A 15,679-nucleotide genomic window follows, 5' to 3' on the forward strand; every position below is an offset into this window, starting at 1 on the left:
TATTTGTGCAACATTCAAGAATGAGAGTGCATGAAAAGTATTTTCTCAAAATAATACTCTTCATTGACTTTCAAAGAATCATGTATCAAATGCTATTTTATTGTTCATAACATTCTCATATGAATAATTGATAAGAAAAATCAAAGGAGAAGTGTTTTTATCACTCTAAAATATCTTGCACTCCTTCATTATCTACGCCAAAAAGAAAGTGAGTAAGAATGGAAGGCGAAACATATGGCGCATGTAAGCGGTATTTTGGCAGATAATGATATACAAGCTTTAATTGATAATGACTTTCTTAAAGCTCTTTGGCCATTTGATCCAGCCCAAATACAACCTGCAAGTCTTGATCTTCGTTTAGGAAACAAAGCCTATCGTATACGTGCTTCCTTTATGCCTGGGTTCAATGTAAAAGTTTTAGATAAACTCGAACGATTAAAATTGCACGAATTCGATTTGCAAGACGGAGCAGTCTTAGAAACAGGTTGTGTTTATATTGTTCCTCTTTTGGAAAGTTTGGCTTTACCTGAAATTTTATCAGCTGTTGCCAATCCTAAAAGTTCCACTGGACGATTAGATATTTTTACACGTGTTATTACAGATAATGCACAAGAGTTTGATAAAATTTGTGCCGGTTATTATGGCCCACTTTATCTTGAAATTAGCCCACGCACATTCCCAATTTTGGTGCGTACCGGTTCACGTTTATCTCAGCTTCGATTTCGCAAAGGACACAGTTACTTAAATGAAAGTGAACTCCATGCTTTGCATAAGAATGAAACGCTGATATCAGATGATCTGCCTAATATTAGTGCGGGTGGTATTGGGCTTTCTATTAATTTAAAGGGGGATGAAAATGGGCTTGTGGGCTATCGTGGTAAACGCCATACAAGTGTTATTGATATTGATAAACGTGCTGTTGCTCACGTTCTAGATTTTTGGGAACCTCTTTTTGACCGTGGTCAAAGAGAACTCATTCTCGATCCTGATGAGTTTTATATTTTAGTTTCGCGAGAAGCGGTCCATGTTCCTCCACTTTATGCAGCTGAAATGACCCCGTTTGATCCCTTAGTTGGTGAATTTCGGGTGCATTATGCCGGTTTTTTTGATCCAGGATTTGGACATATGGAAGTGGGAGGAAAAGGAGCAAAAGCGGTTTTGGAAGTGCGCAGCCGTGAAGTTCCGTTTATTTTGGAGCATGGCCAAATTATTGGCCGTTTAGTATATGAACATATGCTTCATCGACCGCTAAAACTTTATGGGCAAAATGCTGGATCTCATTACCAAGCACAGGGATTAAAGCTATCTAAGCATTTTAAATGAAGATACTACGTATTTTAATGTCATTACAGAGTAACTGCAATACAATGGCGTTCTGTTTTACGTGAGGGTCGTGCCCCCATTAAAGAACGTGAGAAGCAAAAACGCAAAGCTGGACTAAAAGGGATGGTAAGGATAGAAACTGGTTTCTACCTTTACAACTTTATATTCTCCCTAAGTTAGGCTGTTTACCGGTTTCATAGATTGCGCATTGGAGATAAACATGATGAAATTTTCATAAACCTAGAGAGAGTAAATAAAGACATTTTCGTTATCAATTGATTTTTTGAATTGCAATCTCTGTTACTTATATTTACTTAGTTTTGTGTTCTGTGAGAACATTTAAGAGGAGATGCGCGGGCTCATCTTTATTGATTTTAAGGTGTTTTCGCTTTTCATTCAGAAACAATGGTGCCATTCATGATTATTTCCTCAACATTTGATTACCGCAAAGCAGCAAAACGTCGGCTTCCTCCTTTTCTTTTTCACTATATTGATGGCGGAGCTTATGCTGAGGAAACAATGCGACGAAATTGTACAGATCTTCAGGCAATTGCATTACGTCAAAGAATTCTGAAACAGATTGGTGATGTTGATCTTTCAACAAAGCTTTTTGATCAAACACTTAATTTGCCCATTATACTTGCACCCGTTGGATTAACAGGCATGTATGCACGCCGTGGTGAAGTACAAGCAGCGCGTGCGGCCGTTGCAAAAGGTATTCCTTTTACCCTATCGTCAGTTTCAGTGTGCCCCATTGCAGAAGTGCAGAAAGCCGTTGGAAGTGCATTTTGGTTTCAACTTTATGTTCTCAAAGATCGCGGATTCATGCGTGATGCATTAGAGCGGGCTTGGGCATCTGGTATACGCACCTTAGTTTTTACAGTTGATATGCCGGTTCCTGGGGCACGTTATCGCGATGCACATTCAGGAATGTCTGGACCTTATGCTGGATTACGTCGTATTTTACAAGCTTTTACTCATCCGCATTGGGCATGGAATGTTGGTATTATGGGGCGTCCACATGACCTTGGAAATGTTTCTACCTATTTGCAAAAAAAGATTGCATTAGATGATTATGTTGGTTGGCTTGGAGCTAATTTTGATCCCTCAATTGGTTGGCGTGATCTACAATGGATTCGAGACTTTTGGAAAGGAAAAATGGTTCTGAAAGGTATTCTTGATCCAGAAGATGCACGAGAAGCCGTGCAATTTGGTGCTGATGGTATTGTTGTTTCCAATCATGGTGGGCGTCAACTTGATGGTGTCTTATCAACTGTACACGCATTGCCAGCAATTGCCGAAGCTGTAAAGGGCAATTTGACCATTTTAGCGGATTCCGGTGTTCGTTCTGGCCTGGATGCTGTACGCATGATAGCACAAGGTGCAGACGCTGTTATGATTGGTCGTGCTTTTGTTTATGCTCTTGCAGCCGCAGGTGAGAAAGGTATTACGCAACTCCTTGATCTTTTTGCTAATGAAATGCGGGTTGCTATGACATTAACTGGTGTACAGGCAGTCAAAGACATTTCACGCGAAAATCTAGTGCACACCGATGCTTTTGAGCAATAGAGAGAATACAGATACATCATCTTTAGAAAAAGAAAAGCTTGTTTCCTGAGAAACAGGAAATGCAAGAATTTAATGGACTTATATGTCTTATCTCTCCGTATCCTCAATAATTTATGATATTTTGAGCTAGAGAATATATTCGGATGTAATTTAATATTTTGATTATCTCATTGCTAACACAGCTTTCGCTATCCCAACTCGACTCATTCCATAATTTGCTAAAACCTCTAATTGGCTTCCATTACAAATTGGCTCATCTGGTATTCCTAATGATATAAATTTGCATGCAATGCTCTGCTCCATAAGTAATCTCGCAATTGCTTCTCCAAGCCCCCCATTGATACTATGCTCTTCACAGACAACAACGGATTTGTGGGATTTGCATAATTTTAGCACAAATGCCTCATCTAAAGGCCGAATTGTTGGAACACTTACAACTGTTGGGATAACTTCATATTTTGGGAGTTCTTCAGCAGCATCGAGACAAATCTGGACAGTTTCTCCAGTTGCAAGCAAAAGAATATCTTTTCCCTTTTTTACAATAGAAGCTTTATGTATATCGATTTTTGAAGCACCATCATGAATATTTTCCACTGCACGCTTTCCTAAACGTATATAAACCGGCATAGGATCGTTTAGAGTAGAGAGTATGGCAGCTTCTGTTTCTTTATTATCAGCAGGAGCAATAATGCGTATGTTAGGAATAGCCCGAAGCGAAGCAAAATCAGAAATGGCATGATGTGTTGCTCCGAGTGGTCCATAGCTAATCCCAGCACTAATCCCAATCAATCGAACAGGATTTTCGCAATAAGCAACATCTACCTTTATTTGTTCAAGTGCACGCGTCGTCAAAAAACAAGCTTGTGAAACAACAAATGGCTTTTTTCCACATGAGGCAAGTCCAGCAGCAACGCCTACCAAATTTTGTTCAGCAATACCAACTTCTACAATACGTTCCGGATAGAGCTTTGCGAATTGATCAATCTTTCCAGATATGCGTGAATCAGCTGTTAAAATAACAATGTCTTGATCAAATTGCGCTATATTTATAAGCGTTTTATTTACAATCTCGAGGTTTGAAAATTTTACAGCTTTTTGCGTTTCTTGATGAGGAATGTCCACGCTTATTCTTCCATTAATCGAATTTTTGTTTGAATTTCATTAACAGCAATATTGTATTCTTCATCTGTTGGAACTTTATGATGCCAGCATATGTCGTTTTCCATGTAGGAAATACCACATCCCTTTATTGTGTTCATCAGTATTGCTGTTGGTTTTTCTTTATGAGATGAAAGTGATCCTAACGACTTCTTCAATTGTGTTATATCGTGACCATCCATTTCCATAACATGCCACCCAAAACTTGTAAATTTATCTGCTAAGGGCTCTGCTTTCATTAAAACATCAGTCGTATCAGTAATTTGTAGCCGATTTCTATCTATAACTGCGATAAGATTGCTGAGTTTATAGTGTGCGGCAAAGATTACAGCCTCCCAGACAGATCCCTCTGCCATTTCGCCATCACCAAGAAGTACAAAAACGCGATAGTATTGAGAATTAAGCTGCCCAGCAAGAGCCATACCTGCCCCAAGAGATAAGCCATGGCCAAGAGAACCTGTACTTTGCTCGATGCCTGGAATTTTTTTGCTTACATGGCCAATAAAATTAGAACCAAATTTTAGATAAGTCTCGAGAAGTTGAGGATCAAAATATCCCATTTCTGATAATATAATATACAGCGCTTCAACTGCATGCCCCTTACTTTGAATATATCGGTCGCGATTGTTATCATGAATACGGGTTGGAGCTATTTGAAGGATATATTTGTATAAGATATAAATAAAATCAATACAGGAAAGGCTACCAGCTGTATGTCCAGATTTCACTTTTCTAATGAGGTTGAGTATTTTAAGACGTAAACGAAGAGCATAAATCGCATCATCAATATCCGTTTTATTGGTTGCATAAACCATATATTATCCCCCGCGAAAGATTTTAAAAATAATCTTAAATCATCATTTTATACAGTACGTATTTCTTAATTTTTATACGCGTAATACCATTTCCATCATAAAAAGAATCTTTAAATCTGATTATTCTATCGGATAAAAACAAGAGTTTTTCAAGCTCGAAGCTATGATCGCAGTTTATAGAGACGTATTGCTGTCTCACCATAAAAACGCTCATCATCGAGATAAAAGATATCAGGTAAATGAATAATTGCATCTCTCTTTTCTTCAAGCACAAAGAGTGTCTCAGCTTTTGCCCATCCGCCTCTCAGAGCCTCTACAAAAGCACGCTCGCCTAAACAATGCCCATAGGGAGGGTCCGCGCAGATAACATCAAACGGAAGCATTGTCCCAATATTGCCTAGTTTTGTTGCATCACGGCGCAAGATACGCCCAATCGATTGCAATTCAAAAGTTTCAATATTTTTTTGAAGAATCCCCCGCCCATCAACGGAATTTTCAACAAAAACTGCAGCTTTTGCACCACGCGATAAAGCCTCTATACCTAAAGCACCTGTACCAGCAAAAAGATCCAGAATGCGTTTATTGGTCCAAAATTGTTCTTCTCGACTAGCAAGAATATTGAAAAGACTTTCGCGTGTACGATCACTCGTTGGGCGAATTGACTGCCCCACAGGTGTAAACAAAATACGTCCGGCAAATTTACCGCCGACGATCCGCACGTGATCCTCCAAATCTTTTGGCTGTTTTTGCACCACCGTTATACACTTTAGATTTTTTCATAGAACCATCAAATATTTTAGCCTTACGCTTATTCTCAAAAGAACGCTCATCATAATTGCCTTTCACAACCTTTTCTTCTTTCTTTAAAAAACGCTCCTTCTTGCCACCAACACGCTCCTCACCATAAGGTTTTTTACCACGCCTTTGATCGAAACGAACGCTCTTCTCTTTGTGCAGCTGAACCTCTGGTGGTTTTTCCTTACCTTTATGGAAAGCTCTTTGACCGACTAAATTGCTTTTATGATCATGAGAGGTATTTTCACTGTAAAAAGGCTTCTTACGCCCACTGTTTGGGCGTGCACCAGGAGCCATCCAAACATTAGAACGGCGCGAACGAGGCAAAATACGCTCTGTTTTTCCTTCCTCGCTCTTATCCTTACGAATAAATTTCTCATCAGATTTTGTTCCCAATCGTGTTTGATTGTGCTTCACAGAACTGCTTCGCTGCCTACGTTGCACATCTCTTACACTCGAAAAAATCCAACTCCCCTTGGTGACAACAAGATCTTTATCACTTTGTTTTTCTGCAACAACTGCAGAATTTGAAAAAGGCTTCAGAATAGGAGAATCAAAATCTGCATTGGCTTGCATAATTAAACGCTCGCCCAATTGATCACGCAACATTCGTCCTTTTATCTCGCGAACTGCTCCCTCTTCCAAATCAGAAAGCTGAAATGGACCATAAGATACACGAATGAGACGATTAACCGATAATCCCAATGCACCAAGAACATTTTTTATTTCACGATTTTTTCCTTCACGTAAAGCTACAGAAAGCCATAGATTTGATCCTTGTTCACGTTCAATCGATGCTTCAATCGAACCATAAAAAATACCATCAATCGCAATGCCATTTTTAAGATTATCAAGAGCATTTTGTTTAACTCTTCCATGAGCACGAACCCGATATTTGCGGACCCATCCCGTTACAGGAAGCTCTAATACACGTGCTAAACCACCATCATTGGTTAACAACAAAAGCCCTTCCGTATTAATGTCAAGCCTACCCACAGAAAGAACACGAGGCATCCCTTGCGGCAAATTGCTAAAAACTGTTGGTCTCCCTTCAGGATCACGGTTCGTGGTGACCAGTCCCGCTGGCTTGTGGTAAAGCCATAACCGTGTTCGCTCTATAGGAGATAAAGGTTTGCCATCAACTTTAATCACATCAGAGCGGGTAACATTAAAAGCAGGAGTCGTCACAACTTTACCATTAACAACAACACGACCCGCAGAAATCATCATTTCTGCATCACGACGCGAGGCAACACCAGCACGCGCTAACCTTTTAGCAATCCGTTCACTCTCACCGTTTTCCTTCATTTGTTCTTTACACCAATCTCTTTCAGTACGTTCAGAAAACCGCCTGTCTGCACTATAGCTCTTATCTTAAAAGGGGAAGTAACATAATCATTTATCATTTGCTATCCTTTAGCAACAATAATACACTTGTTTGCTTGCAAGTTGATTTTAAACATTAAAAAAATAATGCTCCCTCTCAAAGGATCATAGCACATTCATTTTGCAACAGTCTTCTTATGATGAAGCCTTTTTGATTTCCTCTATTTCAGTAGAAAGAACAGTATGACTTTGACTCCCATGGAAATAGCCCTTTTAGAAGCGCAAGAAGCAAGAAAAAAAGACGAAATCCCCGTAGGTGCTGTTATCACACGCGGAAATACAATTATTGCACGCGCTGGTAACTCGATAAAAGCCTCACATGACCCTACCGGACATGCAGAAATGCGTGTAATCCGTATGGCTTGTGAAATATTCCAAAGCGAAAGACTTCCTGATTGCGACCTTTATGTAACACTCGAACCTTGTGCTATGTGTGCTGCAGCCATTTCATTTGCACGTGTACGGCGTCTTTATTATGCAACAAATGACGCAAAAGGAGGCGCTATTGAACATGGCCCACGCTTTTATCGGCAACTAACCTGTCATCACAGACCTGAGATCTATTCTGGTTTCAAAGAAAAAGAAGCTGCTCAACTTCTGAAAGACTTTTTTGCACAAAAGCGGCATGAAAAATAATTCATCTTCTTAACAGCAGTTCATCTCTCAAAATATGAGAACTCTCTGGCAATTGCTCTTCCTGTTACCAAAACCCGTTTTTAGAATACCTTTTTTCTCGCACTCTTTTAACGCTTCGTTTTTACTTCCGGACCAACAGGTGCAGTCCTTGCTGGTTGACGATAACTTAAAGGAGGTTCCGTGAGATACCGGCGATAATTCGCACTTCCAACTCGCGCTCTCTGACGACGTAAATATTCCTGCCGTTGCTTCTCATTCAACTGTGAAACGCTTTCCGAACCAGCACGAGCATGCTCATTAACTGATGATGCTTTTTGAGAAAAAACAGCCCCCCTACTTCGATCAAGATGCTGCTTTGATGTTGCTGTTCTCCTAAAAGTGTTATCCTGCTGCGGCAATGGCAAAACTCTGCGGGCATTGGGCTCGGGTATCACAAGTTTTGGATGCGCTTTCATCACAAGCTGACTATTGTCATTTGTTGGTGTTAGCGAAGCAATGTTAGCAACATCTTCAAAAAACTGTAATGAAACCGGCTTATCTGTACCATAGGTAGGAGCGGATAAACCACATCCTGTTAAAATAAAGCACATGCCTAAAATGCTTATTGGCAATCTTTTTACTTCACGCTTCTTCACTGCTTATCCCTATTTTCCTAAGTATATGGTTGCTTGATCTTCCCGCAATTTATTGGAGACCTGGCTTACACACAAACTTACCCCCCACGGAAAAACAACGGACCTCATCATTATCATAAAAGGCTCTCTGCATCAATGACAGAATTCAAATCATAATAATGTTCTTTACAACTCCGCATTTCTATCCCTTAATCTCAATTTGAAATCTTGCCAAGCATCTGTAGTTCACGCAAAGCTTCCGCATCACGAGCAGATACATCAGGATAAGCTGGATCGCTCCCAACATCTTGTGTATAACGCCATGATCTAGCACATTTTTTTCCCAATGCCTTCTCCGGATACACACCAACACCTTCAACATCACTCAGAGTAAAAGCATCCCCAGGTAATGCATGCGGCTTAATTGTTAGAGCACTGGTGATACAAATTTCCGCCATATCTAAGTTCTCCAACGCCTCCAATAAAGCTGGATTAGAAATAAAAACAATAGGTGCAGCTTCTAAAGATGACCCAATACGCTTATCAGCGCGTTCAAGCTCTAAAGCACCCGTCACAACCTTACGAACCTGTTTAACTTTTTTCCAACGTTCAGCCAAAGATTCGTTCTGCCATTCCTTTTGCACAGAGCAAAATTGTTCCAGATGCACAGATTGGCTTTCTGGATAACGTTCCAACCAAGCCTCTTCCATTGTAAAAGGCAACATGGGAGCAAGCCATGTGACCATTCGTTTAAAAACCTCACGAACAACCTGCAAAGAAGCTTTACGCTTTTTTGATGAAGGAGCATCACAATAAAGAGAATCTTTGCGGATATCAAAATAAAATGCCGATAATTCAATGATCGAAAAATCCAACAATGCACGCATAATCTTTTTGAAATCAAATTCATCATAGGCTCGATTAATCAATTGATCGAGTTCAAAAAGCCGATGCAAGATAAGTTTTTCAAGATCTGGTAACTCGCAATAAGATATTTCCTCTCCTTCATCATGTGCTAACGTCCCAAGCATCCAACGAATTGCATTCCGTAGTTTACGATATGAATCCACATTTGTTTGAAGAATTTTTCTGCCTAAACGTTGATCTTCCCAATAATCCGTTGTCATGACCCAAAGACGAAAAATATCGGCACCAGATGTTTTAATGATCTCTTGTGGGACAACCGTGTTTCCCAAAGATTTAGACATTTTCTTGCCATTTTCATCTAAAGTAAAACCGTGTGTAATTACTGTCTTATAAGGAGAACAAGCGCGCGTACCACAGCTTTCCAAAAGAGAGGACTGAAACCATCCACGATGTTGATCAGACCCTTCAAAATAAACATCGGCAGGCCATTTTAAATCAACTCGATCTTCTAATACAAAACTATGGCTTGCTCCAGAATCAAACCAAACATCAAGGATATCAAAAACCTGAACCCAAGACTCCTGTGCACGATCACCTAAAAAACGCTCACGCGCTCCCTCAGCAAACCATGCATCTGCCCCTTCTTCTTCAAAAGCCTGCAAAATACGCGCATTCACGCACTCATCTTTCAGAACAACACCATCCTCATTGGCAAAAATACAAATAGGGACCCCCCAAGACCGCTGGCGAGAAAGAACCCAATCAGGACGATCTGCTATCATAGAAGCTAAACGGTTTTGCCCAGAAGAAGGAACAAAACGTGTCATCGAAACAGCTTCCAAAGCACGACTGCGTAAAGTTGAACCATCTCCAAGAACTTTATCCATTGAAATAAACCATTGCGGTGTATTACGGAAAATAACCGGCTTTTTTGAACGCCAACTGTGAGGGTAGGAATGCTTTAAACGACCACGTGCAAACAACCGATCCGCATTAATTAAAGCATTAATAACCTCTCTATTGGCATCACCCATTTTTCCATTATCATCAATAACGCGTGCAGGTCCCTCTTTACGATCTGGTCCCAAACCAGGAACATCCTTTGTGTAAAAACCAGCATCATCAACAGGAAATGGTATAGACGAATCAATCCCCGCCTGCTCCAAGAAAGGCTTATAAACATTCCAAACTTCAAAATCCTCACGCCCATGGCTTGGCGCTGTATGCACAAAACCTGTACCAGCACTCTCTGTTACGTGCGAACCATCAAGCAGTGGAATCTGATAATTATACCCTCCAGCCAAACCTTTGAGTGGATGAGAAAGAATAAGCGTTTTAAGCTCATCAGCAGAAACAACACGTAAACGCTTCAAAACAAGTTTTGCTTTTTCCGCACAACCCATAGCTAACGCATCAGCAAAAAGAAGTTTTTCTCCAGCTTGAGGACCAAAATCATTTTCTGCGCTTTCAACTTCATAAACACCGTAAGAAATCTGCGACGAATAACTCACGGCACGATTACCAGGAATTGTCCACGGAGTCGTAGTCCAAATCACGACATAGGCGTCATACAAATCGCTAGAATCTGTTTTTAAAACAGGAAACTTAACCCAAATAACCTCTGACTCATGATCATGATATTCAATCTCAGCCTCTGCCAGAGCCGTACGCTCCACAACAGACCACATCACAGGCTTTGAACCGCGATAAATCTGATCTGACAGAGCAAATTTCATTAATTCACCGGCAATGCGCGCTTCTGCATGAAAAGCCATTGTGGTATAGGGTAACTTAAAATCTCCAACAACACCAAGGCGTTTAAATTCCTCACTTTGAACAGTTATCCAATGTTGTGCAAATTCACGGCATTCTTGACGAAATTCGTTAAGGGGTACATCATCCTTATTCTTCCCTTGTGCACGATATTTTTCTTCAATCTTCCATTCAATCGGAAGACCATGGCAGTCCCAACCAGGAACATAATTTGCATTAAAACCCCGCATTTGGAATGAACGAACAATCACATCCTTTAGAACTTTGTTTAAAGCATGACCAATATGAATATGCCCATTTGCATAAGGTGGACCATCATGAAGAATATACAATGGGCGATCTTTTGCTTGCTGACGCAATTGCGCATAAAGTCCCATATCTTCCCACCGTTCCATCAATTCAAGCTCTTTTTGCGGCAATCCCGCACGCATAGGAAAATTTGTTTGTGGTAGATAAAGAGTTTTCGAATAATCTATTGTTTCACTTTTCACAGTCATTGTGAAATATTCCCGTCCACTTTTACGATTTCATTTTTGCATAACTTTCCTGAAACCTGCAATTCTGTTTTTTTAATCTTATAGGGAAAGTCGAATGAATCATTCGCATTAAGCAGTAATCAGGAAGATATATCATCATATTTTACGGGGTTTATCATGAAATCACCAAGAAAGAAAACCCAAAAATGATCTTCTCAAAAAATAAAGGCTCCACCATTGGTGGAGCCTCTTAGTAATCTATTCTTACAACAAATTAGAATTTGTAAGCTACACCAACGCGGAAATCATTGGTCGTATATTTCATCTCAATTTTTTCTTTTGCAAATTTCTTCTTGCCAAAATCGGAGTAACGATATTCCGCCCGCACAATTACATTATCCAACATTGCAAAATCAACACCGCCACCAACAGTATAACCAATCATAGTCTTTGTTTCATCAGTTAAGTTCTTAGAAGAAACGACTCTTCCATCTTCTTTCTTTAATGATATTGAGACAGTATCTTGGAGCTGCACATAAGCAATACCACCAGCAACATAAGGCATAAAGCGATCAGCAGCAAAACCGATACGCACCCGTGTCGCACCAGACCAATTCTGTTTTAAAGTATGACTTAAAGTTTCAACTTCACTGTCTCTCTCCAAACCAAGTTCAGAGACCACTTTTCTCATTTGCTCTACACCATATACACTGTTGGCGTTTTTATCCGAAGCTTGTGCACTACGTCCAGCCGCGCTGTTTGTGCCATGGGAGTTACCATGAGGATTAGAAGCGCGTGGATTAGCACCAACGCTGTGTGGATTAGCGCCATGGGAATTAGTCCCAGCCCCATGTCCAACTCTGTGAGGTGCACCATGCGGATGAGAACTGTGTCCTGCTCCATTAGATGCGCCACGAGACAGACTATGGGAAACCCTGTTTCCTCCACTGTTAGCATGTTCTGCTTGAGCTGGCTTTTCTAAAGATGTTTGCGTTGAATTTTCTACTGGTGCGGATCTCGCCAGTGTTAATGGGGATCTTTCTGCTCCCCCTGATACTGGTGCTGCTGAATCTGCTGGTTTCGCTGCCGCCGGCTTTGTTGGAGGTGTTTGCGCTAAACTTGATACTGATGCAGATCTCCCCAATGAAGTCCCCGTTGAAACTCCTGCCTCTACTGATGTTGATTTTCCTGCTAAATGCGTTATTTTACCCACTGATGCTTCTGAAGCGCCCATTTGTTTTGGAGCTGCCCGCTGTTCTGTAGCTGGCGCTGGTGTCGACTTTACTGGTAAAACTGCTGTTCCCCGCACTGACCCCTCTGAAGCTGCCGTTTGTTCTGGAGCTGATTTTGCTGGAGCTGCTAGTTTTGCTGCTGCCGTTTGTTCTGGAGTTGCCGGTTTTGCCGCTGCCGGTTTTGCTGGCACTTCTGGTTTTGTTGAAGCTTGAGCTGCGTCTGTTGCTGCTTTTTGTGGGGATAGTGACACGCTTCTTGGTACGCCTCCTACGCCTCCCGATACGCCTGATGCTGACCGTGCTGATCTACGAGATCTTGCTACTAGATTGTCTATCTCAGCATTATTAGACTCACCTATAGTGATAGTCTTTGTGTGTTTTTGTCCAGACCAAATTAAATCCGTATCGATACCAAAAATGAAGTTATCGCCGAGATCGATATTAGAACCTACGTAAAGACCACCTTCAAACCCCGAAAGTTTAGGGGAAAAATCCTTACTTAGCGGTATACTCTTGTCCTTACCAACAATGCTAATATCAGTTTTACTGGATAAACCACCAACTTGGCCACCCAAGTAAAAACCCGCCCATGTAAAATTAGGAACCACAAAAGCTGACGACGCAACTGGTGTTGACTGATGAGGAACTGTGACATCAGCAGCTTGTGCTGCAGAAGCTGAAATCAATGCGAAAATAGATGCTGTTATTAAACGTTTCGTATTCATAAAATATCTCCAAATATCCAAAACGGAGCGTATATAGTGCATCTGCCTTAAAATATCTGTAGCAAAAATGTCACATTCACAAAAAAATAGAGGCCCCGTCTTTGACGGAGCCTCTCAGCAATCTTTAGTGTTAATAACTTCGTTTTTTACGAGATTAGAATTTGTAAGCTACACCAACACGGAAATCATTAATTCTGTATTGAAGTTCAGCTGTGTCTTTGAAGTATTTCTTTTTACCATAGTCAGAGTAACGGTACTCTGCACGCAACAGAACATTGTCTGTCATTGCAAAGTCAACACCAGCACCAAGGGTGTAACCAACAAGGGTCTTTGTTTCATCATGTACGGTACCAGAAGCAATAACCTTATTAGCATCAGCACCAGCAGCAGCTTCACCAGATTTTTTCACTTCAATTGCGGAGATGCCCTGCATCTGCGTATAAGCAACACCACCTGCGATATAAGGCATAACACGATCAGTAGCAAAACCAATGCGAACGCGTGTAGCACCAGACCACTTTTCTTTCATAGTAATACTTTCGGTGTATGCATCTCTTGCTTGAACATCTAGATTATCGTTCTTTTTGATCTTAGCTTCTGTAAGGATTTTATTAATATCTGCAACAGTTTTAGCATTAGGTGTTATTCCAATAAGCTTTGTATCGCCATCAATTGTGTCTTTTTTACCAACAAAAGTGACATCTGTATCCAAGCCGAAGATCACACCACTGCCGAGATCAACATTGTAACCTGTGTATAGGCCACCAAGCATACCGGAAAGCTTAAGATTGTTTTTTGAAAAAGGACCTGAATTCTTGTCAGATTTCATTGAACGCCCACCAATCTGAGCTCCAAGATAAAAGCCTGTCCAAGAAAAGGTAGGGGCAGCAATAACTGGTGCTACTTCATGAGGGATGACAACATCAGCAGCCTGTACCGCAGAAGCTGAAGCCAAAGCGATAACAGAAGTCATTATTAAAGATTTTATATTCATAAATTTTGCTCCTAATTTATTTATGAAACATATCCTACAGGACTAGGTAAAGAAAATCTGTAGCAAAAATAACACTGTCATAGAAATAAAGGCCCTTTTCAGAAGAAGAACCTCTTAGCCATTTCGTTTATAGAAAAGCTTTTTAAGTTATAAAAATTCGCAACTCATTGATCTTACAGTTAAATTCAAACTTACTATCTACAAATTCCTTTTTACCAAAATCAATACTTAACAACTTTTTACATATGCAATAATATGTTTTCTGTGGCACTATTGCCACAGAAAACAACTAAAGCTTGGATAAAATAGAACTCCTGAATCATTTTGCTTACAAATAAGCTAAAACTTATAAGCTACTCCAACACGAAAATCGTTGGTCTTATAATTAAATTCAGCTTCATCATCTTTGAATTTCTTTTTACCAAAATCTGAGTAACGATATTCCGCACGCAACAAAATATTGTCAGTCATGGCAAAATCGACACCACCCCCAAGGGTAAAGCCAACCATCATTTTTGTTTTATCACCCACAGTACCGGTAACTGTTTTACTTGGTTTATTATCTACCGATTTTTTTGTTCCAGAAATCGTAGAAATACCTTGCATTTGTGCATAAGCAATACCACCAGCTATATAAGGCATAATGCAATTCGCGGCTGCAAAACCAATCCGTGCTCGCGTAGCACCAGCCCATTTTTCTTTATAAGTAAAGCTATATGATCCTGTATCACCTTTTACAAATTTTTCAGCGTCACCTAACTTAATGCCAGCATCTGTAAAGGCCATGTTAAAATCCCCAATGTCACCATCCTCAAGCTCTTTTGTAGAGAGCGTTTTTGTATCTCCTTTATCAGCCCAAACTGCACCGGTTTCGACCCCTAGTATGAGACTATTTCCAAGATCTATATTGGAACCAGCATAAATGCCCCCCATGAAACCTGAAGGTTTAGGGGTCTTATCTTTACCAAAAAACTCATCTTTCTTACCAGAATCCGTTATTTCAACTTTACTTGAAAAATTCCCAACTTGACCACCCAGATAAAATCCTGTCCAAGAAAATGCAGAGGGAGACACAATAGATGTTCCCCGATGAGATGTAACCTCATGTGGAGCTACAATATCTGCAGCTTGTGCCACAGATGTTGAAATCAAAGCGATAACAGAGGTCATCATTAAATATTTTATATTCATAAATTTCGCTCCTAATTCATATAGTACAATGCTGCGCAATCACGCCAAATATCTGTAGGTAAAAATGGTACAGCCATACAGAATGGAGTCTCTATTCAAAGAGAGAGCTGCTTAATAAACTAGGT

Annotated in this window: 12 protein-coding genes and 1 pseudogene; 4 read left to right on the forward strand and 9 right to left on the reverse strand. The window is 40.3% G+C overall.

All coding sequences use genetic code 11. The features are described 5' to 3' along the window. Nucleotides 1-234: 234 nt before the first annotated feature. The 3 genes and pseudogenes from J7R12_RS00070 (at nt 235) to lldD (ending at nt 2,892) form a co-directional block, all read left to right on the forward strand. The gene (locus J7R12_RS00070; RefSeq protein WP_126602564.1) at nt 235-1,323 is read left to right on the forward strand and encodes a 2'-deoxycytidine 5'-triphosphate deaminase; all 1,089 of its coding nucleotides are present in this window, start codon (nt 235-237) and stop codon (nt 1,321-1,323) included. A 39-nt stretch (nt 1,324-1,362) separates the two neighbouring features. Then, nucleotides 1,363-1,520, forward strand: a pseudogene (locus tag J7R12_RS08880) (integrase); the annotation flags it as partial. Between the two features lie 220 nt (nt 1,521-1,740). Then, nucleotides 1,741-2,892: an FMN-dependent L-lactate dehydrogenase LldD gene (gene lldD, locus J7R12_RS00075; protein ID WP_126602562.1), complete on the forward strand. Its 1,152-nt coding sequence runs from the start codon at nt 1,741-1,743 to the stop codon at nt 2,890-2,892. A 162-nt stretch (nt 2,893-3,054) separates the two neighbouring features. On the opposite strand, the gene J7R12_RS00080 is transcribed toward lldD, so the two are convergent. The 4 genes from J7R12_RS00080 to J7R12_RS00095 all read right to left on the reverse strand — a co-directional run bounded on the left by J7R12_RS00080 (nt 3,055) and on the right by J7R12_RS00095 (nt 6,968). Then, nucleotides 3,055-4,014 (reverse strand): transketolase family protein, encoded by a 960-nt coding sequence (locus J7R12_RS00080; RefSeq protein WP_126602560.1) that lies wholly within the window; start codon nt 4,012-4,014, stop codon nt 3,055-3,057. 2 nt (nt 4,015-4,016) lie between these two features. Continuing rightward, nucleotides 4,017-4,865: a transketolase gene (locus J7R12_RS00085; RefSeq protein ID WP_126602558.1), complete on the reverse strand. Its 849-nt coding sequence runs from the start codon at nt 4,863-4,865 to the stop codon at nt 4,017-4,019. 161 nt (nt 4,866-5,026) lie between these two features. Then, nucleotides 5,027-5,584: a 16S rRNA (guanine(966)-N(2))-methyltransferase RsmD gene (gene rsmD, locus J7R12_RS00090; protein WP_126602556.1), complete on the reverse strand. Its 558-nt coding sequence runs from the start codon at nt 5,582-5,584 to the stop codon at nt 5,027-5,029. Beyond that, nucleotides 5,565-6,968 (reverse strand): pseudouridine synthase, encoded by a 1,404-nt coding sequence (locus J7R12_RS00095; protein WP_126602554.1) that lies wholly within the window; start codon nt 6,966-6,968, stop codon nt 5,565-5,567. Before J7R12_RS00095 ends, rsmD begins: the two co-directional genes overlap by 20 nt. Before the next feature lie 261 nt (nt 6,969-7,229). On the opposite strand from J7R12_RS00095, the gene J7R12_RS00100 reads away from it, so the two are divergent. Then, the gene (locus J7R12_RS00100; RefSeq protein ID WP_126602553.1) at nt 7,230-7,682 is read left to right on the forward strand and encodes a nucleoside deaminase; all 453 of its coding nucleotides are present in this window, start codon (nt 7,230-7,232) and stop codon (nt 7,680-7,682) included. Between the two features lie 107 nt (nt 7,683-7,789). On the opposite strand, the gene J7R12_RS00105 is transcribed toward J7R12_RS00100, so the two are convergent. From J7R12_RS00105 to J7R12_RS00125, 5 genes are all read right to left on the reverse strand, one after another. After that, complete coding sequence (locus J7R12_RS00105; RefSeq protein WP_126602551.1) at nt 7,790-8,317, reverse strand: hypothetical protein; 528 nt, start codon at nt 8,315-8,317, stop codon at nt 7,790-7,792. Nucleotides 8,318-8,511: 194 nt separating this feature from the next. Then, entirely contained in the window at nt 8,512-11,433 is a 2,922-nt protein-coding gene (ileS, locus tag J7R12_RS00110; RefSeq protein WP_126602549.1) for an isoleucine--tRNA ligase, read from the reverse strand. A 253-nt stretch (nt 11,434-11,686) separates the two neighbouring features. Then, entirely contained in the window at nt 11,687-13,369 is a 1,683-nt protein-coding gene (locus J7R12_RS00115; protein ID WP_126602547.1) for an outer membrane beta-barrel protein, read from the reverse strand. 154 nt (nt 13,370-13,523) lie between these two features. Continuing rightward, nucleotides 13,524-14,363 carry an outer membrane protein gene (locus J7R12_RS00120; RefSeq protein ID WP_126602545.1) on the reverse strand — a complete coding sequence of 280 codons (840 nt, stop codon included), beginning with the start codon at nt 14,361-14,363 and terminating at the stop codon, nt 13,524-13,526. Between the two features lie 339 nt (nt 14,364-14,702). Next, nucleotides 14,703-15,554, reverse strand: a complete 852-nt coding sequence (locus J7R12_RS00125; RefSeq protein ID WP_126602543.1) for an outer membrane protein — start codon at nt 15,552-15,554, stop codon at nt 14,703-14,705. Nucleotides 15,555-15,679 lie beyond the last annotated feature (125 nt).

Source organism: Bartonella vinsonii subsp. vinsonii (assembly GCF_902825235.1).
In the GTDB taxonomy this organism is placed as follows: domain Bacteria; phylum Pseudomonadota; class Alphaproteobacteria; order Rhizobiales; family Rhizobiaceae; genus Bartonella; species Bartonella vinsonii.